At 70.8% G+C, this 21,369-nt stretch carries 22 protein-coding genes; 14 read left to right on the top strand and 8 right to left on the bottom strand.

Annotated elements, in window-relative coordinates:
• Together ACIBVQ_RS03360 and ybaK are read right to left on the bottom strand one after the other, a co-directional pair.
• Positions 1 to 1,392, bottom strand: coding sequence for an amidase (locus ACIBVQ_RS03360; RefSeq protein WP_399175303.1), 1,392 nt, complete (start codon positions 1,390 to 1,392; stop codon positions 1 to 3).
• Positions 1,392 to 1,892 (bottom strand): Cys-tRNA(Pro) deacylase, encoded by a 501-nt coding sequence (gene ybaK / locus ACIBVQ_RS03365; RefSeq protein WP_399175305.1) that lies wholly within the window; start codon positions 1,890 to 1,892, stop codon positions 1,392 to 1,394. The genes ACIBVQ_RS03360 and ybaK overlap by 1 nt, the downstream gene beginning before the upstream one ends.
• Before the next feature lie 100 nt (positions 1,893 to 1,992).
• Here ybaK and hisD point away from each other — a divergent pair, with 100 nt between their 5' ends.
• The 8 genes from hisD to hisF are packed head-to-tail and all read left to right on the top strand — an operon-like array spanning position 1,993 to position 7,616.
• A complete protein-coding gene (gene hisD / locus ACIBVQ_RS03370; protein ID WP_399175307.1) occupies positions 1,993 to 3,306 on the top strand; it encodes a histidinol dehydrogenase in 1,314 nt (437 codons plus the stop codon).
• Positions 3,296 to 4,366: a histidinol-phosphate transaminase gene (locus tag ACIBVQ_RS03375; protein WP_352009031.1), complete on the top strand. Its 1,071-nt coding sequence runs from the start codon at positions 3,296 to 3,298 to the stop codon at positions 4,364 to 4,366. Before hisD ends, ACIBVQ_RS03375 begins: the two co-directional genes overlap by 11 nt.
• Positions 4,294 to 4,983, top strand: a complete 690-nt coding sequence (gene hisB, locus ACIBVQ_RS03380) for an imidazoleglycerol-phosphate dehydratase HisB (RefSeq protein WP_386189956.1) — start codon at positions 4,294 to 4,296, stop codon at positions 4,981 to 4,983. Before ACIBVQ_RS03375 ends, hisB begins: the two co-directional genes overlap by 73 nt.
• Entirely contained in the window at positions 4,980 to 5,135 is a 156-nt protein-coding gene (locus ACIBVQ_RS03385) for a hypothetical protein (protein ID WP_352009033.1), read from the top strand. The genes hisB and ACIBVQ_RS03385 overlap by 4 nt, the downstream gene beginning before the upstream one ends.
• Positions 5,126 to 5,761 (top strand): imidazole glycerol phosphate synthase subunit HisH, encoded by a 636-nt coding sequence (gene hisH, locus ACIBVQ_RS03390; protein ID WP_352009034.1) that lies wholly within the window; start codon positions 5,126 to 5,128, stop codon positions 5,759 to 5,761. The genes ACIBVQ_RS03385 and hisH overlap by 10 nt, the downstream gene beginning before the upstream one ends.
• Positions 5,762 to 5,783: 22 nt before the next feature.
• Entirely contained in the window at positions 5,784 to 6,125 is a 342-nt protein-coding gene (locus ACIBVQ_RS03395; RefSeq protein WP_352009035.1) for a hypothetical protein, read from the top strand.
• A 4-nt stretch (positions 6,126 to 6,129) separates the two neighbouring features.
• On the top strand, positions 6,130 to 6,849 hold the full coding sequence (gene priA / locus ACIBVQ_RS03400; protein WP_352009036.1) for a bifunctional 1-(5-phosphoribosyl)-5-((5-phosphoribosylamino)methylideneamino)imidazole-4-carboxamide isomerase/phosphoribosylanthranilate isomerase PriA: 720 nt from the start codon (positions 6,130 to 6,132) through the stop codon (positions 6,847 to 6,849).
• Positions 6,846 to 7,616 carry an imidazole glycerol phosphate synthase subunit HisF gene (hisF, locus tag ACIBVQ_RS03405; RefSeq protein ID WP_352009037.1) on the top strand — a complete coding sequence of 257 codons (771 nt, stop codon included), beginning with the start codon at positions 6,846 to 6,848 and terminating at the stop codon, positions 7,614 to 7,616. Before priA ends, hisF begins: the two co-directional genes overlap by 4 nt.
• 169 nt (positions 7,617 to 7,785) lie before the next feature.
• Here hisF and ACIBVQ_RS03410 read toward each other — a convergent pair whose 3' ends face one another.
• A complete protein-coding gene (locus tag ACIBVQ_RS03410; protein ID WP_352009038.1) occupies positions 7,786 to 8,256 on the bottom strand; it encodes a hypothetical protein in 471 nt (156 codons plus the stop codon).
• Positions 8,257 to 8,630: 374 nt separating this feature from the next.
• Between ACIBVQ_RS03410 and ACIBVQ_RS03415 the strand changes: the two genes are divergently transcribed.
• Positions 8,631 to 9,119, top strand: coding sequence for a MarR family winged helix-turn-helix transcriptional regulator (locus ACIBVQ_RS03415; RefSeq protein WP_352009039.1), 489 nt, complete (start codon positions 8,631 to 8,633; stop codon positions 9,117 to 9,119).
• Between the two features lie 76 nt (positions 9,120 to 9,195).
• A complete protein-coding gene (locus ACIBVQ_RS03420) occupies positions 9,196 to 10,617 on the top strand; it encodes an MFS transporter (protein WP_399175313.1) in 1,422 nt (473 codons plus the stop codon).
• 2 nt (positions 10,618 to 10,619) lie between these two features.
• On the opposite strand, the gene ACIBVQ_RS03425 is transcribed toward ACIBVQ_RS03420, so the two are convergent.
• From ACIBVQ_RS03425 to ACIBVQ_RS03435, 3 genes are all read right to left on the bottom strand, one after another.
• Positions 10,620 to 12,014, bottom strand: a complete 1,395-nt coding sequence (locus ACIBVQ_RS03425) for a glutamine synthetase family protein (RefSeq protein ID WP_399175315.1) — start codon at positions 12,012 to 12,014, stop codon at positions 10,620 to 10,622.
• Positions 12,015 to 12,153: 139 nt separating this feature from the next.
• Positions 12,154 to 12,315, bottom strand: a complete 162-nt coding sequence (locus ACIBVQ_RS03430) for a hypothetical protein (RefSeq protein ID WP_184714415.1) — start codon at positions 12,313 to 12,315, stop codon at positions 12,154 to 12,156.
• A gap of 332 nt (positions 12,316 to 12,647) precedes the next feature.
• Positions 12,648 to 13,625, bottom strand: coding sequence for a hypothetical protein (locus tag ACIBVQ_RS03435; protein WP_399175317.1), 978 nt, complete (start codon positions 13,623 to 13,625; stop codon positions 12,648 to 12,650).
• 88 nt (positions 13,626 to 13,713) lie between these two features.
• On the opposite strand from ACIBVQ_RS03435, the gene ACIBVQ_RS03440 reads away from it, so the two are divergent.
• Complete coding sequence (locus tag ACIBVQ_RS03440; protein WP_399175319.1) at positions 13,714 to 14,445, top strand: MerR family transcriptional regulator; 732 nt, start codon at positions 13,714 to 13,716, stop codon at positions 14,443 to 14,445.
• A 525-nt stretch (positions 14,446 to 14,970) separates the two neighbouring features.
• Entirely contained in the window at positions 14,971 to 15,861 is an 891-nt protein-coding gene (locus tag ACIBVQ_RS03445; RefSeq protein WP_352009044.1) for a hypothetical protein, read from the top strand.
• A gap of 22 nt (positions 15,862 to 15,883) precedes the next feature.
• On the opposite strand, the gene ACIBVQ_RS03450 is transcribed toward ACIBVQ_RS03445, so the two are convergent.
• Positions 15,884 to 16,516 (bottom strand): TIGR03085 family metal-binding protein, encoded by a 633-nt coding sequence (locus ACIBVQ_RS03450; RefSeq protein ID WP_399175321.1) that lies wholly within the window; start codon positions 16,514 to 16,516, stop codon positions 15,884 to 15,886.
• Between the two features lie 244 nt (positions 16,517 to 16,760).
• On the opposite strand from ACIBVQ_RS03450, the gene ACIBVQ_RS03455 reads away from it, so the two are divergent.
• Both ACIBVQ_RS03455 and ACIBVQ_RS03460 read left to right on the top strand, forming a co-directional pair.
• Entirely contained in the window at positions 16,761 to 18,551 is a 1,791-nt protein-coding gene (locus tag ACIBVQ_RS03455) for an ABC transporter ATP-binding protein (RefSeq protein WP_352009046.1), read from the top strand.
• Complete coding sequence (locus ACIBVQ_RS03460; RefSeq protein WP_399175323.1) at positions 18,548 to 20,320, top strand: ABC transporter ATP-binding protein; 1,773 nt, start codon at positions 18,548 to 18,550, stop codon at positions 20,318 to 20,320. The genes ACIBVQ_RS03455 and ACIBVQ_RS03460 overlap by 4 nt, the downstream gene beginning before the upstream one ends.
• 38 nt (positions 20,321 to 20,358) lie before the next feature.
• Here the strand turns inward: ACIBVQ_RS03460 and ACIBVQ_RS03465 are convergent, their stop codons facing one another.
• On the bottom strand, positions 20,359 to 21,369 hold the full coding sequence (locus ACIBVQ_RS03465) for an ABC transporter substrate-binding protein (protein ID WP_399175325.1): 1,011 nt from the start codon (positions 21,367 to 21,369) through the stop codon (positions 20,359 to 20,361).

Genomic DNA, 21,369 nt, shown 5'->3' on the forward strand with positions numbered 1-21,369 from the left:
TCAGCGCAGGTCCGGCCTGCGCGCGCCGTGGCCGGTCGCCTGTTCGAAGAGGCGGGCCAGGCGCAGCACGCCCAGGTCGTCGAACGGCCGTCCGACGATCTGCACGCCGACCGGCAGGCCGTCCCGGGTGAAACCGCAGGGCACGGAGATCGCCGGGGCGTGCAGCACGCTGATCCAGTAGGCCGAGCGCATCCACGCCAGATAGTCGGGCATCGGTTCGCCGTCGATCTCCGAGACGTACGGCTCGCCGACCGGGAACGGAGGCACCTGGCTGACCGGCGTCAGCAGGAAGTCGTGGTCGCCGAAGAAACGGCCCATCCGCCGGTACAGGCCGCTGCGCAGCCGTTCCGCCCTGGCCAGGTCGGCCCCGGTGACCTTCAGGCCCTGTTCGACGTTCCAGCGCACGTTGGCCCCGAGCCGCTCGGCGGGCATGCCGCCGTAGGACAGCGCGTAGTACCAGGCCCGGTAGACGCGGAAGGCCTCCTCGGCGTCCGACAGGTTGAGCCTGACCTGCTCGACCCGGGCGCCGAGCCCTTGGAGGACCTCGGGGGCCGACGCGGTGACCCGGGCGGTCTCCGGGTCGACCGGCAGGTCGCCGAGGTCGGGGCTCCACGCGATCCGCAGCCGCGCCGGGTCGATCTCCAGCGACCCGGCGAACGCCTGCCCGCTCTCGGCGATCGAGAGAGGGGAAACGGCGTCGAAACCGGAGATCACGCTCATCAGCAGTGCCAGGTCCGTGACGGTGCGGGCCATCGGCCCCGGCACGCCGAGGGTGAACCACGCGGCGGTGGGGGAGGGGGCGGGCACGCGTCCCGGTGTCGGCCGCAGCCCGACCACGTTGCAGAATGAGGCCGGATTGCGCAGCGAGCCGCCCATGTCGGAGCCGTCGGCCAGCGGGATCATCCCGGCCGCGAGCGCCGCCGCGGCACCGCCGCTGCTGCCGCCCGCCGAACGCGACAGGTCGTAGGGGTTGCGGGTCACGCCGAACAGTTCGTTGACCGTGTGGGAGCCGGTGCCGAACTCGGGGGTGTTCGTCTTGCCGACCGTGATCGCCCCGGCCTCGCGCATCCGCCGTACCAGGATGGAGTCACGGGGCGGGACGTGGTCGGCGAACAGCGGCGAGCCGTAGGTGGTGCGGATGCCCGCGGTCTCCGTCAGGTCCTTGTGCGCGACCGGCAGGCCGTGCAGCGGGCCGCGCGGGTGACCCCGCGCCAGGTCGCGGTCGGCCTGCTCGGCCTCGGCGAGCGCGCGCTCGGCCGCCAGCGTGACGATCGCGTTGACGCGCGGGTTGACCTCCTCGATCCTGCGCAGGTGCGCCCGCAGCAGCTCCACGGCCCCCACCTGCCGGGTCCGCAGCAGCTCCAGCATCTCCAGGGCGGTCAGGTAGAACATCAGCCCGTCTTGCCGATGGGGGCCGTGACGGCATGCGTCAGCCGTACCAGCCCGGCGGGGGCCGTCTCGATCTGCAGGCCCCTGCGCCCGGCGGAGAAGTAGATCGTGTCGAACCCCAGGGCGGAGTCGTCGACCACGGTCGGCAGCCGCCTGCGCTGGCCGAGCGGGCTGATCCCGCCGACCACGTAGCCGGTGACCCGCTCGACCTTGGCCGCCTCGGCCATGGCCGCCCGCTTGCCGCCCAGCGCCGCGGCGAACGCCTTCAGGTCGAGTTTGCCCGCGACCGGTACGACCGCGACGGCCAGAGCGCCCTCGACCTCGGCGACCAGTGTCTTGAAGATCCGCTCGTACGGCACGCCGAGCGCGTCGGCCGCCTCCTCGCCGTAGGCCTGGGAAGCCGCGTCGTGCTCGTAGGGGTGGAGGGTGAAGCCGATCCCGGCCTGGGCCAGCGCGACCGTCGCCGGGGTGCCCTGGCCGCCCTTGTTCCTGCTCTTGCTCACGGGGGGAGTCTAACCACCACGAAAAATCTACAACGTAAAGGACGTGTCCGTATGATGGTACGGAACAAGACCGGGTGCCGGACGTCCGTAGACTGGGCGGGTGATTTCTCGTACCGACCTGCGCGGGTCCCTGCCGAGGGACCTCCGCGCCGTGCTGCCCCGTGCCGAGCTCGACGTCGAAACCGCCCTGGAAGCGGTCCGGCCGATTTGCGAGGACGTGCATCATCGTGGGGTCGCGGCCGTACGGGAGTTCACCGCCAGGTTCGACGGTGTCGAGCTGGACTCCACCCGGGTGCCCGCGGAGGCGATCGCCCGCGCGCTGGAGGACCTCGACCCCAGGGTCAGGGCCGCCCTTGAGGAGTCGATCCGCAGGGCCCGCCTGGTCCACCGCGACCAGCGCCGTATCGACGTCACGACCCAGGTCGTGCCGGGCGGCACCGTCACCGAGCGCTGGGTCCCCGTCGAACGGGTCGGCCTGTACGTGCCGGGCGGCAGGGCGGTCTACCCGTCGAGCGTCGTGATGAACGTCGTGCCGGCCCAGGAGGCGGGCGTGCCCTCGCTGGCCGTCACCTCGCCCGCCCAGAAGGAGTTCGGCGGCCTGCCGCACCCGACGATCCTGGCCGCGTGCGCGCTGCTCGGGGTCGAGGAGGTCTACGCCGTCGGCGGGGCCCAGGCGGTCGCGATGTTCGCCTACGGCACCGAGGAGTGCGAGCCGGTCACCATGGTCACCGGCCCCGGCAACATCTGGGTCGCCGCGGCCAAGCGGCTGCTCAAGGGCGTCATCGGCATCGACTCCGAGGCGGGCCCCACCGAGATCGCGATCCTCGCCGACGCCACGGCCGACCCGGTGCACGTGGCCGCCGACCTGATCAGCCAGGCCGAGCACGACGTGATCGCCGCCTCGGTGCTGGTCACCGACTCGGTCGAGCTGGCCGAGGCCGTCGAGCGTGAGCTGCCCGGCCAGGTGGCGGCGACCAAGCACGGCGAACGCGTCACCGAGGCCCTGTCCGGCCGTCAGTCGGGCATCCTGCTCGTCGACGACATGGAGGCGGGGCTGCGGGTGGTCGACGCCTACGCCGCCGAGCACCTGGAGATCCAGACCGCGGACGCCGCCGCGCTCGCCGCCCGGGTGCGCAACGCGGGTGCGATCTTCGTCGGCGCCCACGCGCCGGTCTCGCTCGGCGACTACCTCGCGGGCTCCAACCACGTGCTGCCGACCGGCGGCTGCGCCTGTCACTCCTCCGGTCTGTCCGTGCAGACCTTCCTGCGCGGCATCCACGTCGTCGACTACAGCCGCGAGGCGCTGGCGCGCTCGGCCGCGCACGTGTGCGTGCTCGCCGACGCCGAGGACCTGCCCGCGCACGGCGCCGCCGTACGAGCCCGTTTCGGATGGGAGATCCCCGATGAGGCTTGAGGACCTGCCCATCCGTGACGACCTGCGGGGACGCACGCCGTACGGCGCGCCCCAGATCGACGTCCCGGTGCGGCTCAACACCAACGAGAACCCCTACGGCCCCTCCGAGTCCCTGGTCGCCGACCTGGCCGAGGCGGTACGGTCCCAGGCGGGCGAGCTCAACCGCTATCCCGACCGGGACGCGGTCGCCCTGCGTGAGGACCTGGCCGCCTACCTCGGGCACGGCCTGACCCACGAGCGGGTCTGGGCCGCCAACGGCTCCAACGAGGTCATCCAGCAGATCCTGCAGGCCTTCGGCGGGCCGGGGCGCTCGGCGCTCGGCTTCGAGCCGTCCTACTCGATGCACCCGATCATCACCACCGGCGCCTCGACCGAGTGGATCGCCGGGTCCCGTGAGGACGACTTCGGGATCGACCCGGACAAGGCCATCGCCGCGATCGAGGAGCACCGGCCCGCGGTCGTCTTCCTGACCTCGCCGAACAACCCGACCGGTACCGCGCTCGACCCCGAGGTCATCGCCAGGATCGTGGAGGCGGCGCCCGGCATGGTCGTCGTGGACGAGGCCTACTTCGAGTTCGCCCGTGAGGGAACGCCGTCCGCGCTGACGCTGCTGCCGGGCAACCCCCGGCTCATCGTGACGCGGACCATGTCCAAGGCGTTCGCCATGGCCGGGACCCGGCTGGGCTATCTCGCCGCCCACCCGGCGGTGATCGAGGCGTTGCTGCTGGTGCGGTTGCCGTACCACCTGTCGTCGCTCACCCAGGCGGCCGCGCGCGTCGCGCTCGCCCACCGCGGGGAGCTGCTCGGCACCGTCGACACGCTGCGCGCCGAGCGCGACGCGACGGTCGGATGGCTGCGGGCCAAGGGCCTTGAGGTGGCCGACTCCGACGCCAACTTCGTGTTGTTCGGCCGTTTCACCGACAGGCGCACCGTCTGGCGGGACATGCTCGACCGCGGGGTGCTGATCCGCGAGGTCGGGCCGCCCGGATGGCTGCGCGTGTCCATCGGAACGACCGAGGAGATGGCGGCCTTCCGCGCCGCCCTGGAAGGAACCCTGTGAGCAGTTCTGCCGGAGCCGAGCCCACCCGGCGCCTCGGCCGCGTCGAGCGCGCGACCAAGGAGACGTCCGTGCTGGTCGAGGTCAACCTCGACGGCACCGGATACGTCGAGGTGTCCACCGGGGTCGGCTTCTACGACCACATGCTGAACCAGCTCGGCAAGCACGGTCTGTTCGACCTGACCGTGAAGACCGAGGGCGACCTGCACATCGACTCGCACCACACGATCGAGGACACCGCGCTCGCGCTGGGCGCCGCGTTCCGGGAGGCACTGGGCGACAAGTCGGGCATCAGGCGTTACGGAAACGCGTCGTGCCCGCTGGACGAGGCCCTGGCGCAGGTCACGGTCGACCTGTCGGGCAGGCCGTACCTCGTGCACAGCGAGCCCGAGGGAATGGCGCCGATGATCGGCTCCACCTACGACACGACGATGACCAGGCACATCCTGGAGTCGTTCGTCGCGCAGGCCGCGATCTGCCTGCACGTCCACGTGCCCTACGGTCGCAACGCGCACCACATCGTGGAGGCGCAGTTCAAGGCGCTGGCCAGGGCGCTGCGGGAGGCCAGCGAGCCCGACCCCCGCGCCAGCGGCGTGCCGAGCACCAAGGGCGTCCTGTGACCGGCAACTGGACGGCCGTCGCCATGGCCTTCGTCGCCCTGTTCATGGTGGGCGGGATCGTGTCCTTCCTCAAGCAGGGCCTCAAGAAGGGCGCGCTGCTCCTGGGCGCGCTCGCGGCCCTGGCGACCACCGCGGCGGTGTTGTGGTGGTGAGGGTCACGGTTCTCGACTACGGGTCGGGCAATCTCCGCTCCGCCGAGCGGGCACTGGCCAGGGTCGGCGCGACCGTCACGGTCAGCTCCGACTACACGCAGGCGCTGGAGGCCGACGGCCTGGTCGTCCCGGGCGTCGGCGCCTTCGCGGCCTGCATGGCGGGACTGCGGGCCGTACGGGGAGAGCGGATCATCGACCGTCGCCTGTCCGCGGGCAGGCCGGTCCTCGGCATCTGCGTCGGCATGCAGATCCTCTTCGAGACGGGCATCGAGCACGGGGTCACGACCGAGGGCTGTGGCGAGTGGCCGGGCACCGTGGAACGGCTCGACGCGCCGGTCCTGCCCCACATGGGGTGGAACACCGTCAGCGCGCCCGAGGGCAGTGTGCTGTTCGACGGGCTCGACCCGCAGACGCGCTTCTACTTCGTCCACTCCTACGGCGTGCGCGACTGGGAGCTCAAGGCGGGCCCGGGGTTCACCGACCCCCTGGTCACCTGGTCGGAGCACGGCGTGCCGTTCGTCGCCGCGGTGGAGAACGGCCCGCTGACGGCCACCCAGTTCCATCCGGAGAAGTCGGGCGACGCGGGGGCGCAACTGCTCACCAACTGGCTCGGCACCCTCGGGTGACTCCTTTCTCGCAGAGGTCGTCGTGAGCAGGGAACGGGCCAGGCGCAGGGCGGAACGCGAGGCCGAGCAGGCCAGGCAGGCCGCCCTGCGCGCCGTGCGGGAGGCCAGGCTCGCCCGGCGGCGTGAGCTGGCCGGGCGGGTCACCGCGTTCCTGCCCGGCAGGCCCGTCAGAATCGCAGCCCAGCGCGGCATCAAGGCTCGCCGCCGCAGGGCCCAGAACGGCGTCGTGGCGGTCCTGTTCCTCATCGCGCAGGTCATCGCCTGGCTGTTGTGGTCCTCGTGGACCGCACGGTTCGGGGTCTTTGTTATTTCTGTTCTTCTCGTACCGCTTTTTGTCACTCTCGTCTTCGACCGGAGGTCCTGATCAGATGTCGCTAGAGTTGCTGCCCGCCGTGGACGTCGCGGACGGCCAGGCGGTCCGCCTGGTCCAGGGGGCGGCAGGCACCGAGACCTCCTACGGCGACCCGCTGTCCGCCGCGCTCGCCTGGCAGGAGGCGGGCGCCGAGTGGATCCATCTGGTCGACCTCGACGCGGCCTTCGGCCGGGGCTCCAACCGTGAGCTGCTGGCCTCGGTGGTCGGCGCGCTCGACGTGAAGGTCGAGATGTCCGGCGGCATCCGCGACGACGCCTCCCTGGAGTCGGCGCTGGCCACCGGCTGCCGCCGCGTCAACATCGGCACCGCGGCGCTGGAGAACCCCGTCTGGTGCTCAAAGATCATCGCTGAGTACGGCGACCGCATCGCGATCGGCCTGGACGTGCGCGGCACCACCCTGGCCGCGCGAGGCTGGACCGAGGAGGGCGGCGACCTGTGGGAGGTGCTGGAGCGGCTCGAACGCGACGGCTGCCCCCGCTACGTCGTCACCGACGTCACCAAGGACGGCACGCTGCGCGGCCCCAACCTCGACCTGCTCCGCGAGGTCTGCTCCCGCACCGACCGGCCGGTGGTCGCCAGCGGCGGCGTCTCCTCCCTGGACGACCTGCGCGCCCTGGCGGAGCTGGTCCCGCTCGGCGTCGAGGGCGCGATCGTCGGCAAGGCGCTCTACGCCCAGGCCTTCACCCTTGAGGACGCCCTGGCGGCGGTCAGATGACTGTCGCGGTACGTGTGATCCCCTGCCTGGACGTGGACGCCGGACGGGTGGTCAAGGGGGTCAACTTCGAGAACCTCCGTGACGCGGGGGACCCGGTCGAGCTGGCCCGCCGTTACGACGCGGAAGGGGCCGACGAGCTGACCTTCCTGGACATCACGGCGTCGAGCTCCGACCGTTCCACGACCTACGACGTGGTGCGCAGGACCGCCGAACAGGTCTTCATCCCGCTGACCGTCGGCGGGGGAGTGCGCTCGGTCGAGGACGTGGACAGGCTGCTGCGGGCGGGCGCGGACAAGGTGGGACTGAACACGGCCGCCATCGCCAGGCCCGAACTGCTGACCGAGGCGTCCCAGCGGTACGGCGCGCAGTGCATCGTGCTGTCCGTCGACGCCCGCCGGGTCGTGGACGGCCCGCCGACTCCCTCCGGGTTCGAGGTCACCACCCACGGAGGACGCCGGGGCACCGGGATCGACGCGGTCGAGTGGGCCCGCAGGGCCGAGGAACTCGGCGCCGGGGAGATCCTGCTCAACTCCATGGACGGCGACGGCACCAAGAAGGGCTACGACCTGGAGATGATCCGCGCGGTGCGGGCGGTGGTCTCGGTGCCGGTGATCGCCAGCGGCGGGGCCGGGGCGCTTGAGGACTTCCCCCCGGCCGTCGAGGCGGGGGCGGACGCGGTCCTGGCGGCCTCGGTGTTCCACTTCGGGCAGTTGAAGATCGGCGAGGTCAAAGACACGCTCCGGCGGGCGGGGCATCCGGTTCGCTGACCTCACCGCCGAAGGCGGAGGGAGGGGCGCCAGGGCGGGTTCCGGCGGGCGGGAGACCGGGAGAACGCGGGACCACGGGCGAGCCGTGATCCCGCGTGAAGGTCCGCGGACCACCCCGGATCAGGTCCCGGCGGCGGAGACCGGCGGGAACCGCATCCGGGTCACGGCATCAGCCGTACTGCTGGAACCACGCGTTGACCGTGTGGGCCTTGGGGCTGAGCGTGATGACGGCACGGTAGGTGCCGGCCGGTACGTTGCGGATGCGGTGGTACATCTTCCCCCCGACGCAGTAACCGCTGCTTGATCCGCCTGCCGTTATCCAGAGGCCCGCGTACCTGCGCTGGATGTAGGCCTTGGCACGCGTGCCGTCGCCGCCGTTCCAGCACTGGACGACGATCTGCAGCACCTTGGCGCGGGTGTTCCGGGAGGGGCTCTGCAGCTTCTTGGTGTTCGCTCTGCCGCTCCAGAGGGTGGACCAGCGCGCCTGCGCCGAAGCGTGGACCGCCTCACCGGCCGAGGGGAGAGAGGCCGCGGCCGGCGCGAGCGCGGTTCCGGGGGCGGCCGCGTGGGCCGCCCCCGGAACGAGGAGACCCGCGGCGAGTACGCCGGCGGCGATGGTGGCGGAAAGATTTCTCATCATGTCGCCCTTTCCAATCGTTGTCCCAGGGGGAACGTCGTCTTCCTGGGTCGGAACATAGGACGGAAGATGTTGAGAACGCGTTGAGGATCGGTTGAGGTGGCCGTCCGAACCCGGGTCACCCGCTGGGGCGGCCGGGGATCCAGGCGGACGGCTCCACTTCCGGCGGACACGACCGACGGTCCGCGGGGGCGCGGATCCCGGAGCACGTGACGGCCGTGGCAGGTGTGGGCCTCGACCACCTCCTCGGCGCCGGAAGCCGTTCACCGGGCCGCAGTTCGGCGTGAGGAGGCCGTCGGAGAACCGGTGGGCTCCTACCGCCGTGATGGATTCTCACCGGACGATCCACTACGGAACCGGTGACTATGCTGGTGGGCATGACCGCCATGGCACCGACCAGCACAGCGCCCGACCTGTCGTTCCTGCTGGACCACACCGGCCATGTCCTGCGGACCCGGATGTCGGCCGCGCTCGCCGAGATCGGGCTCACGGCCCGCATGCACTGTGTGCTGGTGCACGCCCTTGAGGAGGAGCGCACCCAGATCCAGCTCGCCGAGATCGGTGACATGGACAAGACCACGATGGTGGTGACGGTCGACGCCCTGGAACGGGCCGGTCTCGCCGAGCGCCGCCCGTCCGGCACCGACCGGCGGGCCCGGATCATCGCGGTCACCGAGGAGGGCGCGCGGATCGCCGAGCGGAGCCAGCAGATCGTCGACCGTGTGCACCGGGAGGCCCTCGCCACGATCCCCGACGAGGAACGGGAGATTCTCCTGCGGGCCCTCGGCCGTCTGGTGACCGGCCATCTGGCCACCCCCGTGGAGAACCCCCAGCCGGTACGGCGCGCCCGGCAGCGGACAACTTAGATCCGAAGAAAATCGTCTATTACAAAACAATCTGCTACGGTCTCTCCTGTCGTCCTCATTCGACAGGAGAGAACCCATGTCCGTCACCTCCGCCCCTCCGGCAACCGGGTCACGCTGGATCGCCCTCGGAGCGATCGCCACAAGCCTGCTGATGACCGTCCTCGACGGCAGCATCGTGACCGTGGCGATGCCGGCCATCCAGAACGACCTGGGCTTCTCCCCGGCCGGACTGAGCTGGGTGGTCAACGCCTACCTGATCGCGTTCGGCAGCCTGCTTCTGCTGGCCGGACGACTCGGTGACCTGATCGGCCGCAAACGCGTCTTCCTCGCGGGCACCGTGGTGTTCGTCGCCTCCTCGCTGCTGGCGGGGGTGTCCACCGGCGCCGAACTGCTGATCCTGGCCCGCTTTCTGCAGGGGGTCGGCAGCGCCGCGGCCTCGGCGGTCGGCCTGGGCATCCTGGTGACGCTGTTCCCCGACCCCGGGGAGCGCGCCAGGGCGATCGCCGTCTTCAGCTTCACCGGCGCGGGAGGCGCCACCCTGGGATCGGTGCTCGGCGGCCTCCTCACCGACGCCCTCACCTGGCACTGGATCTTCTTCATCAACCTGCCGATCGGGATCGCGGCGCTCGCGGTCGCGGCGTCCGTACTGCCCGCGGACCGGGGACCCGGCCTCTCCGCGGGAGCCGACGTGCCCGGCGCCCTTCTGGTCACCGGCGGCCTGATGCTCGGCATCTACACCGTGGTCGGGGTCGAGGAGCACGGCTGGCTCTCGGCGCGCACCCTCGGCCTCGGCGCCCTCACCCTCGCTCTGCTCGCCGGGTTCGTCATCCGCCAGGCCACCGCTAAGGCCCCGCTCATGCCGCTGCGGATCTTCAGGTCACGCGGCGTCTCCGGGGCCAACCTGGTCCAGATCCTGATGGTCGCCGCGCTGTTCGCCTTCCAGTTCCTCCTGGCCCTGTATCTCCAGCGGGTCCTCGGGTACGGCGCCGCCCAGACCGGTTTCGCGATGCTCCCCGCGGCCGTGGTCATCGGCGTGGTCTCCCTGGGGGTCTCCGCCAGGCTCAACGTCCGCTTCGGGGAGCGCAGGGTGCTGCTGGCGGGGCTGGTGCTCCTGGTCGCGCTCCTCGGGCTGCTCACCCGGCTTCCGGTGCGCGCCGACTACGTCACCGACCTGCTTCCGGTGATGCTGCTGGCGGCGGGCTTCGGTCTCGCGCTCCCCGCGCTGACCACGCTCGGCATGTCGGGCGCCGGGGAGGAGGACGCCGGACTGGCATCCGGGGTGTTCAACACCACGCAGCAGATCGGCATGGCCCTGGGCGTCGCGGTGCTGTCGACCCTGGCGGCCTCCCGCACCGGGGACCTGCTCGCCGGCGGCGCAAGCCAGGCCGAGGCGCTGACCGGCGGCTACCGCCTGGCCTTCACCGTCGGCACGGGACTCCTCGCCACGGCCCTCGTCGTCGCCCTCCTCGTGCTGCGTGAGCCACGCCGTACCAGGTGACCTCAGAAGACGCGGAAGTGGTTGAACAGCTCGTAGGAGACGTCCTCGGCCGCGAAGGCGCGGGCCTCGGAGCGCTTGACGGCCAGGTAGGCGGAGGAGCGGAGCGGGCCGAGGGCGTTCATCAGCAGATCGTCGGCCTCCAGGGCGTCCAGGGCCTCATCCAGCGACCGGGGCAGGCGGGGCACGCTCCCCTCGGGGAGGGTGGCGGGGTCCACGTCGACGGCCTCGCCGGGGTCGAGCCCCCTGCGGATGCCGTCCAGGCCCGCGTGGATGACGGCGCCGAGGGACAGGTAGGGGTTGGCGGAGGAGTCGGAGGGCTTGATCTCCAGATTGGCCGACGCCTCGGCCGCCCCTCGCATGGGGGAGCAGATCCGCACCGCGGCCTCCCGGTTGTCCATGCCGTAGCAGGCGTAGGCGCTCGACCACATCCTCGGTGCCAGCCGCCGGAAGCTGTTCACCGAGCCGCAGGTCAGCGCGGTGAGCGCGGGAAGATGCGCGATGAGGCCGCCGATGAACCGGTAGGCGGTCGCCGACACGCCGTACCGGTCGGCGGGGTCGCTGAAGACGTTGGAGCGCAACTCGGGGTCCCACAGGGAGATGTGCAGGTGCGCCCCGTTCCCGGCCTGGTCGGCGATCGGCTTGGGGGCGAGGGAGGCCCACAGCGACATGCCGAAGGCGACGCCGCGCACGGTCTCCCGGTAGATGACCTGGTTGTCGGCGGCGCGCATGGCCGGGGCGTGGCGGACGGACAGCTCCTGCTGACCGTGGCCGAGCTCGGGATGGTAGTGCTCGACCCGCAGGCCCTGCGCCTGCAGGGCGCGGACCAGGCGCATGGCGTAGTCGTGGGCCTGGTCGAAACCGGACGTGGCGTAGCAGAGGCTGTCGTCGAGGGGAAGGAGCCTGTCCGGTTCCCCGTCCGCGCCGGGGACACGGCGGCCCAGGGTGAACTCGGGTTCGAAGGCGGCGACCGCGACGAGCCTCTCCTCGGACAGGGCGGCCACGGCCTCGCGGAGGAAGGTGCGCGGGCACGCCGCCCACGGGGAGCCGTCGATCTCGCGCAGGTCCGCGAGCATGGCCGCGGCGCCGGGAGCGTGGGGAAGGGCGACGAAGGTGGACGGATCCGGAACGAGACGGACCTCACCGACCGGACCGAGTCCCTCGACCTCCTGAAGCTGGTCGAGCATGTTCATCGCCATCATCGCCACGGTGTGCCCGATGCCGGAGCCGAGCCGTTCCGCCAGCCGGGAGCGTGAGGCGGCCTTGCCGCGGATCACACCGCCGTGGTCGGCGTACAGGAAACGGACCAGCTCGATGCCCTCCGTCTCGACGCGTTCGAGGACGCGCCGCTCTTCGGGATCGAGAGGATGAACCCCGGTGACGCTGTAGCGCTCTGCCATGCTTCCTGCGTAACACGTCCCGCAGGACGGTGGAAGCACATTGCGTGGCGACGCGGCGTCACGGGGTACGCGGTCCCGCGTACGGAATGCGGAAACGCCGGAGAAACAGGTCAGGGGTGGGGCAAACCCCCACCGTCGGTCAGCTCAACACACGTGTGAAGAACAGCGACAGTTGGTCCGCCGCCCTCACGATCCCGTCGAAGACTCCGTTCACCGCGTTCGCCGCATCGGCGGGCCTGGTGAACAGATAAAAGGCCACGAACGCCACCGCTACATAGGTGGCGACCTTCTTGACCTGCATGGGGGGCCTCCTGCTGCTCCAGTCCCAGCCGTTATACCCGGATTTTAATGATCTTTGGCATCTTCGGCCCGGGTGGCTCCCGGATTTTGATGATCATACCTGTTGAGCGGTGGGAATCCATGGCCAGATCGTGAGATTGGCATGAGTCACCTCCGCAATGGTGCGGTGGCGAAGCGGTTCTGTCCAATCCCGAATGCCAGATATACCGCTAGCGTTAGGGCGCCGTGAAGATCGTTGACACCCGGGCAGGGGGTGTGACCAGCGAACCGGCCCTTCGCGCCGGCCGTGGAACCTCTCCCTCGTGTTGAGGCCCCTGAAGACCCCTGGCAGCCCTACGCCTCGACCGCGGCGGCCTCCCGCGCGTCGTCCGCGGACTCGGCGGGTTCAAGGGCGGGGGCGGGTGTGGTCGAGGCGGGGCTCACACGCCCGCCACGCAGCGGCAGCAGGCACAGGGGTACGGCGATCGCCGTACCGGCCAGCAGCAGGCCCGCCACGCCCAGGGTGAGGGCGTCGGGCCGTACCAGGGGCTGGCCGCGCAGCGCCTGCCAGGTCACCAGCGCCACCAGGCCGGTGTAGGAGGCTCCGGCGGTCAGGACCAGGCGCAGCCGGACGGCCTGGTCGCGGATTCCCCGGGTGAGCAGGGCCACCAGCGGCAGGGCCTGCAGGGCGTGCATGCCGAAGAAGTGCGGCACGCGCAGGTCGCCGCCGGTGGTGCTCCAGCCGAGCAGGGACAGGCCGGGACCGCCGTCGGGGACGCCGACGCCGTGCGCGCCGAGGACCGTGGTGGTGACGTCCGCGAGCTGGGCGGAGGTCGGCGGGAGCATCAGGACGGCCACGCCGAGACCGGCGGCCGAGACGACGAGCCCGACGCGGATCGCCCAGGTGTCGGCCGGGGTCGCCTGGCGCTCACGCAGCACCAGGAAGGCCGCGGCCAGGTTGACCAGCATGAGGAGCATGACGGTCGTGCCCATCAGGGCGTACAGGGAGGAGTCCAGCGCGGTGGAGAAGTTGAAGTGGCTGCGCCGCCCCCGGATGACCTGGCTGATGATCACCGTGATCTCGACGACGCACGCGATCGCCATCACGTTGCCCAGCAGCCGGCTCGCGCGCTGCGCCGTACGCCTCAGGGACAGCAGCCAGGCCCAGGTCAGCCCGTAGGCGACGAAGGAGAGGGTGAACTTCAGGGGCTTGAGCCAGATGGGCAGGCCGTCCAGGGTGCGGTGGTCGAGGAGGACGCCGAAGAGGGAGATCACGGACAGGACGGCCATGATCGCGGACATGAGGAGGAGCGGGCGATGCCAGCGGGTCATCCAGAAGATCCTTCAATAGATAACGGATTTATCCGTTATCTATAGCTAAACTCAGGTGCGATCACAAGAGGAGGCAGTTGCGGTGCGGATGGCGGACCTGAGTCGGGCGACGGGTGTCTCGGTCCCGATGATCAAGTTCTACCTGCGGGAGGGGTTGCTCCCCAGCGGGGAGCGGACCAGTCCTAACCAGGCGAAATACGGTCAGGAGCACGTGCGGCGGATCAAGCTGGTACGGGCCATGGCCGACTACGCCGGTCTGTCGATCGCTGAGATTCGCGACGTGCTCGGTCATCTCGACGACCCCTCGCACGGTCTGCACGACCGTCTCGGCCACGCCCAGACGAGCATCACGCCCAAGCGCGAGCCGGGGGAGGGGGAGGAATGGGCCGCGGCGATGCGCGAGGCCGAGGATCTGATCGCCCGGCACGGCTGGCGGCATCACCCGGACAGTTCTCCGATGCGGAGCGTGGCCGGGGTGCTGCTGACCCTGCGCGGGCTCGGCTACGACGGCATCCTCGACCGGCTCGACGACTACGCGGAGGCGGCGGGCACGATCGCCAGGGCCGACGTCGCGGGCATGGCCGAGGAGCCGAACCTGGAACGCATGATCGAGATCGTCGTCGTCGGGACCTCGCTCGGGGACGCGCTGGTCGCGGCGCTGCGCCGGGTCGCGCAGGCCAACGTCTCGGCCCGTCTGTTCGGCGACGACTGGAAGGTCGCGCAGTGGGAGAACGTGGACTGGGAGGACGTCCGGCGGCAGGGGGGCGCCTTCGAGGGGCCTGCTCCCGAAGGGGAGATCTGCGGTGGGCCGGAGGCCTGAGTGTCCCGGGCGTGGCGGACTTGGGCAACGCCCGCTGTGTGGTGTCTTAGTACGAAAAATCACTTCAAGTAAGTCTCATAGAGGCATCAACTGAAAAAGCAGATTCATGTCAACTGAGTATGTCAGGGTTGACGGGCGTATGTGGCGGCTTTAATGTCTGACACTGATCGGGGCATCTTGGTAAATCGGTCAGTATGTACGACGGGGTAGCTTTTTGTGATCAACGGGGAGTTGAGGGGGTGTGCCGTGCGGGTCAGGCGTTGTGTCGGGGTGACCGCTGTTTCTGCCGCTCACCGATGATGTGACCGGTCATGACCGACCAGGGGGGTCGGTGTCCTTGATACGGGCCTTCCTCCCGTGTGTCATCTCGCTTCGGGCGTTCTCCGACATCAAAGGACATTGACATTGGCTGTGAACTTCCTCCCGGTAAAGCCTTGTCTGCGAGCCTCCCTTCGCATCGGTGAGAAGGGTGAGGCGGAATTGCATACCCCCTCGGGGGTTCTGGAGGTCGAAGTCCCGGAGGGCATGAGCAGGGACGATTTTCTCGACTTGCTCAGGCGTCTCGACGGCAGCAGGACCATCGAGGACCTGGAACGCGAGACCGGCCTCGACGGTGAGGCGGTACGCGAGGTCGTCGAGCCCGCCGTGGTACAGGGGCTGATCGACGAGGGCGCCGCCGTGCCGGCCTTCTCCCCGGGTACGGCCGCCCTGGCCCGTCTTGAGGGCCTCCTCAACCACCTCCTTGAGGACCTGGTCCTCACCGGCCCGTTCTGGAGGCGCATCCTGGAGCGCCCGCAGCGGCTGCACCCCAACGTCTTCTTCGGCTTCGGACTGGAGAACTGGTTCCTGCTCTCCAGGGAGAGCGAGCTCGGCTCAGCCGTACGGGCTCTGGCGGAGAACGCCGACCTCAGAGGGGCGCTCGACGACTTCGACCGCAGGGGAAGGCGCCACGACGACGTCGCGGTCCACGCCTTCAGGTCCCTCGGCGCCACGCGCGGCGACCTGCTGCGCGCCCGTCCGCTGCCGACGACCGCCGCCCTGATCAAGATGCTGTCCTGGTGGGCGCGGACCGACCCGCTGTTCTTCGTCGCCACGATCGGCGTCATCGAGGAGCGTCTCGAAGCGGAGGACGAGGGGCCCGCCGCCCGCTGTCCCTTCCTGGCCGCCTGTGACCGGGTGGGGCTGACCCCCGGCTTCGTCGAACCGATGCGAGCGCACGCCAGGGCCGGGGCGGCCCGTCGTCACGGGGCGCTCAGCCGCGCGCTGTTCGCCCGGATGCCCGGAATCGACGAGGGGACGGAGCAGAGCTGGCAGGCCAAGGCGCACCTGTTCATGGAGACGTACGCGGGCTTCTGCGACGGGGTCCTGGACCACTACTCCGACCCGCATCGCCCGCTGCTGCGCCTGTGCGGCTGACCGGCGTTCACGCCGGTGCCGGTCACAGGTCCAGCGGCGCGCCCAGCAGCCGGGAGACGGCCTCGTCGCCGCCGATCGTCTCGACCCTGGCGTGCCGCTGACGGCCGAGGCAGAACAGCGTCAGCTCACCCGCGGTGCCCCGCACCTCGACCCGGGGGCCTGCCCGGCCGCCGCCGAGGACGACGCCGCCGCCGGTGCGGTGCAGCACCACGCCGACCGGGGACCTGCGCAGCTGCAGGCGTCCCACGATCCGCAGCCGCCTCCAGAGGACCTCGTCGAGACCGGGGGGAAGCTCGCGTGGCTCCCAGTCTGGACGGGCGCGCCGGACGTCCTCGTGGTGGACGAAGAATTCGAGGGGATTGACCAGTTCGTCCAGCCGGGGAACCAGGCGGTAGACGCCTCCGGGGCCGGTGCGGACGAGCCGGGTCAGGCCCGCGTAGCCGTACCTGGCCTTCAGGGACTCCTGGACCGAGGCGGTGCGGCGGGCCAGCGGGGCGAGCGCGATGCCGCCCGCGGCGTCCGGGCGCCTCTCCCGCAGCACGAGATGGGCGGCGAGGTCGAAGGTCGTCCAGCCCTCGCAGAGGGTCGGGGCGTCCTGGCCGAGCCGGTCGAGCAGGTCGGCGAGCGCGGCGCGTTCGGCGCTGGCATGCGTCATCCGGCGATCCTAACAATGCCATGTCGTGACAAAGCGTGATATGCCCGACACTTGGTGAAGCCGGGGCCGGAAGCGGGTGAACCTCGTGGCCTCCACGCCGGAGAGGTGTCACTGATGCTACGAAAGCAGTTGATCCATGGGCGTGGGGGAATAAGTGCTTGATTGAGAGTGATAGTCACATAAGTAGTGACAACCTCAACGAAAGGACACCCCCCGAGTGGCGAGCAAGGTGACCTCCGCCGTCATGCGTCAAGGGTTCCGCGTCCTGGGGGTGGCCATCCGGTCCGAGAGAGGGGTCTTCGCCGTCGCGGTCCTGTCAAGCGCCGTCTACGGTGTCATGACGGTCGCCTCCGCGTGGGCTCTCGGGTGGGCCACCCAGAACCTCGTGCTTCCCTCCCTCGCCGAGGGCCGGGTCGCGGACGGCGCGCTCACCACCGCCGTCCTCCTCATCCTCGGTGTCGCGCTGCTCAAGGCGACGGGCGTCGCGGGACGGCGCTACTTCGCGGGCGTCATGCAGTACCGGATGCAGGCGCGCTCCCGCAGGGAGGTCACCCGCCAGTACCTCAGGCTCCCCCTGGCCTGGCACCACAAGCACCCGACCGGCCAGCTGCTGTCCAACGCCAGCGCCGACGCCGAGGCGGCCTGGGCGCCGCTCGCCCCGTTGCCGATGGCCGTCGGCGTGGTCGTCATGCTGGTCACCGCGGCCGTGGCGCTGGTGGCCACCGACCCGGTCCTCGCCCTGGTCGGGTTCCTGATCTTCCCGGCCATCGCCGTGCTCAACTTCGTCTACCAGCGCAGGCTCAGCCCGCTGGCCACCAGGGCCCAGCAACTGCGCGCCGAGGTGAGCGAGGTCGCGCACGAGAGCTTCGACGGGGCCCTGGTCGTCAAGACCCTCGGCCGTGAGGACGAGGAGACCGCCAGGTTCCGCGCCGGAGCCGAGGAACTGCGCGACGCCAACATCGCCGTCGGCCGGGTGCGGGGCCTGTTCGACCCCCTCCTCGAAGCACTGCCGATCCTGGGCGTGCTCGCCGTGCTGCTGGTCGGCGCGGGACGCCTGGAGAGCGGGGCGATCACCCCCGGCGTGCTGGTCCAGGTCGCCTACCTGTTCACCCTGCTCGCCTTCCCCATCCGCGCCCTCGGCTGGGTCCTGGCCGAGCTGCCCCGCGCCGTCGTCGGCTACGAGCGGGTGCGGGCCGTGCTCGACACGACCGGCTCCATGGAGTACGGCTCGGCGACCCTGACCGGGGAGAAGCCCGCGGGTTTGCGGGTACAGGGCCTCGGCTACTCCTACGGGGACTCCGCGGTGCTGCACGAGGTCGACCTCGACGTCCCGCCCGGCCGTACGGTGGCGCTGGTCGGGCCGACCGGCTCGGGCAAGTCCACGCTCGCCCAGACCTTCGTCCGCCTGGTCGACCCGGCGCGGGGGGCCGTTCTCATCGACGGGGTCGACCTGCGCGAGGTGGCCCGCGGCGGGGTCAGCGAGGCGGTGGCACTGGTACCGCAGCAGACCTTCCTGTTCGACGACACCGTGCGGGGCAACGTCACCCTCGGCCTGCCCGTGGGAGACGAGGAGGTCTGGGCGGCGCTGCGCCTGGCCCAGGCCGACGGCTTCGTCAGCGCCCTGCCCGGAGGGCTCGACACCAGGGTCGGCGAGCGGGGCACCTCCCTGTCCGGGGGCCAGCGCCAGCGCCTGGCCCTGGCCCGCGCGCTGGTCCGCCGCCCCAGGCTGCTCGTCCTGGACGACGCGACCTCCAGCGTCGACCCCCAGGTCGAGGCCAAGATCCTGCAGGGCCTGCGGGACACCGCCCAGGCATCGACCGTGGTCGTCGTCGCCTACCGGATGGCCACCATCGCCCTGGCCGACGAGGTCGTCTACCTCGAACACGGCAGGGTGACCGACCAGGGCCCGCACGAGCTGCTGCTGCCGAGGTGCGAGGGGTACCGCAACCTGGTCACCGCCTACGAACGTGAGGAGGCCGAGCGCGAGGCGCTCGACGCCGAGGAAGCCGAGAAAGAGGAAGAGGTCAGCGCGTGAGTTCGCTCCACGGCGTCGAAAGGTCGGCGCTGGCCACCGTACGGCACGGCCTGTCGCTGACACCGGAGTTCCGCAAGGGGATCGCCGGGACGCTCGCGCTCGCCGTGCTGGCGACGATCGGCAAGGTCATCGTCCCGATCGCCGTCCAGCAGACCATCGACACGGGGCTGAAGGGCGCGGTCCCCGACCTGCCCTACATCCGCGGCGCCGTGCTGCTGTGCGCGGCGGCCGTCGTGCTCACCGCGCTGTGCGCCTACCTGATGAACGTGCGTCTGTACCAGGCGACCGAGGCCTCCCTCGCGACCCTCAGGACACGCGGCTTCCGGCACGTGCACGACCTGTCGGTGCTCACCCAGAACTCCGAGCGGCGTGGCGCCCTGGTCTCCAGGGTCACCGGGGACGTGGACCAGATCAGCGTCTTCATGCAGTGGGGCGGGCTGATGATCATCATCGCCCTGGGCCAGCTCCTCGTCGCGACCGTGCTGATGTTCGTCTACTCCTGGCAGCTCGCCCTGACGGTCTGGCTGTGCTTCCTGCCGCTCATGATCGTGCTGCCGCGCTTCCAGCGGTGGCTCTCCGGCGCCTACACGCAGGTGCGTGAGCGCGCGGGCGACATGCTCGCCGCGGTCGGCGAGTCGGTCGTCGGGGCGGCGGTGATCAGGGCCCACGGCTCGGAGGCCCGCACCGCCGAGCGGCTGGATGTGACCATCGAGGCGAACAAGGCCGCGCAGGCCCGCACCCAGCGCATCGTCGCCACGGTCTTCCCGGTGACTGAGATCGTCGCGGCGCTGGCGACGACCGCGGTCGTGCTGATCGGCGTACGGCTGGGCGTCGCCGGCGACATCACCGCGGGGCGCCTGATCGCCTTCCTGTTCCTGATCACGCTGTTCGTCTCGCCGCTGCAGACCGCGACCGAGATGCTCAACGAGGCGCAGAACGCCATCGCCGGCTGGCGCCGCATCCTCGGCGTGCTCGACACGCCGCCGGACGTCGCCGACCCCGGCGAGGACGGCGTCGAGTTGCCGCGCGGACCCATCTCCGTGTCCTTCGAGGAGGTCGGCTTCTCCTACCCGGGTGGCGCGCCGGTGCTGACCGGCGTCACGGTGGACATCCCGCCGCGCTCGCGGATCGCGGTCGTGGGGGAGACCGGTTCGGGCAAGACGACCTTCGCCAAGCTGCTGACCCGCCTGATGGACCCGGTCACGGGCCGGGTCACCGTCGACGGGCACGACCTGCGCGGGGTCCGTTTCTCCTCGCTGCGCGAGCGCATCGTCATGGTGCCGCAGGACGGCTTCCTGTTCGACGGCGCCCTGGAGGAGAACATCCGCTTCGGCCGTCCCTCGGCGACGAGCGAGGAGATCCTGCTCGCCCTGACCGAGCTGGGGCTGGCCGACTGGCTCGAAGGACTGCCCGAGGGCCTGGCCACCCCGGTCGGTCAGCGGGGGGAGTCCCTGTCCGCGGGGGAGCGCCAGCTCGTCGCCCTGGTCCGCGCCTACCTGGCCGACCCCGACCTGCTGCTGCTCGACGAGGCCACCTCCGCCGTCGACCCGGCGACCGAGGTACGCCTGGCCCGCGCGCTGGACGGGGTGACGCGGGGCCGTACCGCGGTCTCCATCGCCCACCGCCTGTCCACCGCGGAGGCCGCCGACGAGGTGCTGGTCTTCGACGGGGGCCGCATCGTCCAGCGCGGCCCGCACGCCGAGCTGGTCGGCGAGCCCGGCGTCTACGCGGGCCTGCACGCCTCCTGGGTCTCGGCCGCCAGATCCTGACCACGGGTTCCCGGGCGGCGGCGCGCCGCCCGGGGCCGTCACTTCGCCGTCTGCCTGGGCAGGCCGGGCGGGTTGACCAGCGACTCGGGGATGGCCTCGTTGGAGAGGTTCCAGCGCTTGAGCACCTCGCCGTACTTGCCGTTCCCGATGAGTTCGTTGATCGCGGCGTTGAGCGGTTTGACGAGGCCGTTGTCCTTCTTGGTCATGGCCGCGATCAGGCCCTGCAGGTCGGGGCCCGCGCCCGAGACGGTGCCGACGATCTTGGTGTCGCCGCCGACGGCGTCCTGGTAGGAGAGGGAGGGGTTGGGGCCGAAGTAGGCCTCGATGCGGCCCGACTTCAGGGACAGCAGGGCGTCGACGTACTTCTGGTAGTTCTGGATCTGCGCGGGCTTCAGGCCCGCCTTCTGGTTCTGCGTGTCCCAGTCGACCAGGATCTTCTCCTGGTTGGTGCCCGAGCCGACCGCGACCCGGCGCCCGGCGATGTCCGAGGGCTGCTTGATCGAGGTGATCGGGCTGCTCTTCGCCGTCTGCCAGGCGAGCTGGTCGACCCGGTAGGTGGCGAAGTCGTAGATGTCCTTGCGCTCCTCGGTCACCGTGACGTTGTTGAAGGCCACGTCGTACTTTCCGGACTTCACCGAGAGGAACAGGTTCTCCCAGGAGGTGACCTCCTCCCTGGCCTTCAGGCCGAGGACGTCGGCCACGATGTGGGCGATGTCGGTCTCCACGCCGATGACGGTGCGGTCGTCGTCGGCGAGGAAGGTCAGTGGCGGCGCGCCTTCCCCGCTGAAGCCGACGACCAGTTCACCCTTCGCGCGGATCGCCTCGGGCACCTGGGCGGCGATCGCGTCGACCTTCTCCGCCCGGATCCGGTTCTGCTGCGGAGAGATGTTGATCTTCGAGCCGCCGGTTCCCGCGGGGGCGGAGGCCTGTTCGGCGGGCTTGGCGTCGCTCCGGGGGGCGGCGGAGGTGGTCCCGGTCGAGCCGCAGGCGGCGGCGAGCAGAAGCGGTGCGGTGAGGAGGGCGGGCTTGAGCCTGGAGAGGAACGACAT

The sequence above is a fragment of the Streptosporangium sp. NPDC049376 genome (genome assembly GCF_044466505.1).
GTDB lineage: Bacteria > Actinomycetota > Actinomycetes > Streptosporangiales > Streptosporangiaceae > Streptosporangium.

Bases quoted from the DNA above. Each gene is read 5' to 3' on its own strand.
- ACIBVQ_RS03450 (WP_399175321.1), bottom strand. From the start codon at position 16,516: ATGACGCATGCCAGCGCCGAACGCGCCGCGCTCGCCGACCTGCTCGAC.
- ACIBVQ_RS03415 (WP_352009039.1), top strand. From the start codon at position 8,631: ATGACCGCCATGGCACCGACCAGCACAGCGCCCGACCTGTCGTTCCTG.
- ACIBVQ_RS03465 (WP_399175325.1), bottom strand. From the start codon at position 21,369: ATGTCGTTCCTCTCCAGGCTCAAGCCCGCCCTCCTCACCGCACCGCTT.
- ACIBVQ_RS03455 (WP_352009046.1), top strand. From the start codon at position 16,761: ATGCGTCAAGGGTTCCGCGTCCTGGGGGTGGCCATCCGGTCCGAGAGA.
- ACIBVQ_RS03445 (WP_352009044.1), top strand. From the start codon at position 14,971: ATGAGCAGGGACGATTTTCTCGACTTGCTCAGGCGTCTCGACGGCAGC.
- ACIBVQ_RS03360 (WP_399175303.1), bottom strand. From the start codon at position 1,392: ATGTTCTACCTGACCGCCCTGGAGATGCTGGAGCTGCTGCGGACCCGG.
- hisB (WP_386189956.1), top strand. From the start codon at position 4,294: ATGGCTGCGCGTGTCCATCGGAACGACCGAGGAGATGGCGGCCTTCCG.
- priA (WP_352009036.1), top strand. From the start codon at position 6,130: ATGTCGCTAGAGTTGCTGCCCGCCGTGGACGTCGCGGACGGCCAGGCG.
- ACIBVQ_RS03440 (WP_399175319.1), top strand. From the start codon at position 13,714: ATGGCGGACCTGAGTCGGGCGACGGGTGTCTCGGTCCCGATGATCAAG.
- hisF (WP_352009037.1), top strand. From the start codon at position 6,846: ATGACTGTCGCGGTACGTGTGATCCCCTGCCTGGACGTGGACGCCGGA.
- ACIBVQ_RS03435 (WP_399175317.1), bottom strand. From the start codon at position 13,625: ATGACCCGCTGGCATCGCCCGCTCCTCCTCATGTCCGCGATCATGGCC.
- ACIBVQ_RS03425 (WP_399175315.1), bottom strand. From the start codon at position 12,014: ATGGCAGAGCGCTACAGCGTCACCGGGGTTCATCCTCTCGATCCCGAA.
- ACIBVQ_RS03410 (WP_352009038.1), bottom strand. From the start codon at position 8,256: ATGATGAGAAATCTTTCCGCCACCATCGCCGCCGGCGTACTCGCCGCG.
- ACIBVQ_RS03430 (WP_184714415.1), bottom strand. From the start codon at position 12,315: ATGCAGGTCAAGAAGGTCGCCACCTATGTAGCGGTGGCGTTCGTGGCC.
- ACIBVQ_RS03375 (WP_352009031.1), top strand. From the start codon at position 3,296: ATGAGGCTTGAGGACCTGCCCATCCGTGACGACCTGCGGGGACGCACG.
- ACIBVQ_RS03420 (WP_399175313.1), top strand. From the start codon at position 9,196: ATGTCCGTCACCTCCGCCCCTCCGGCAACCGGGTCACGCTGGATCGCC.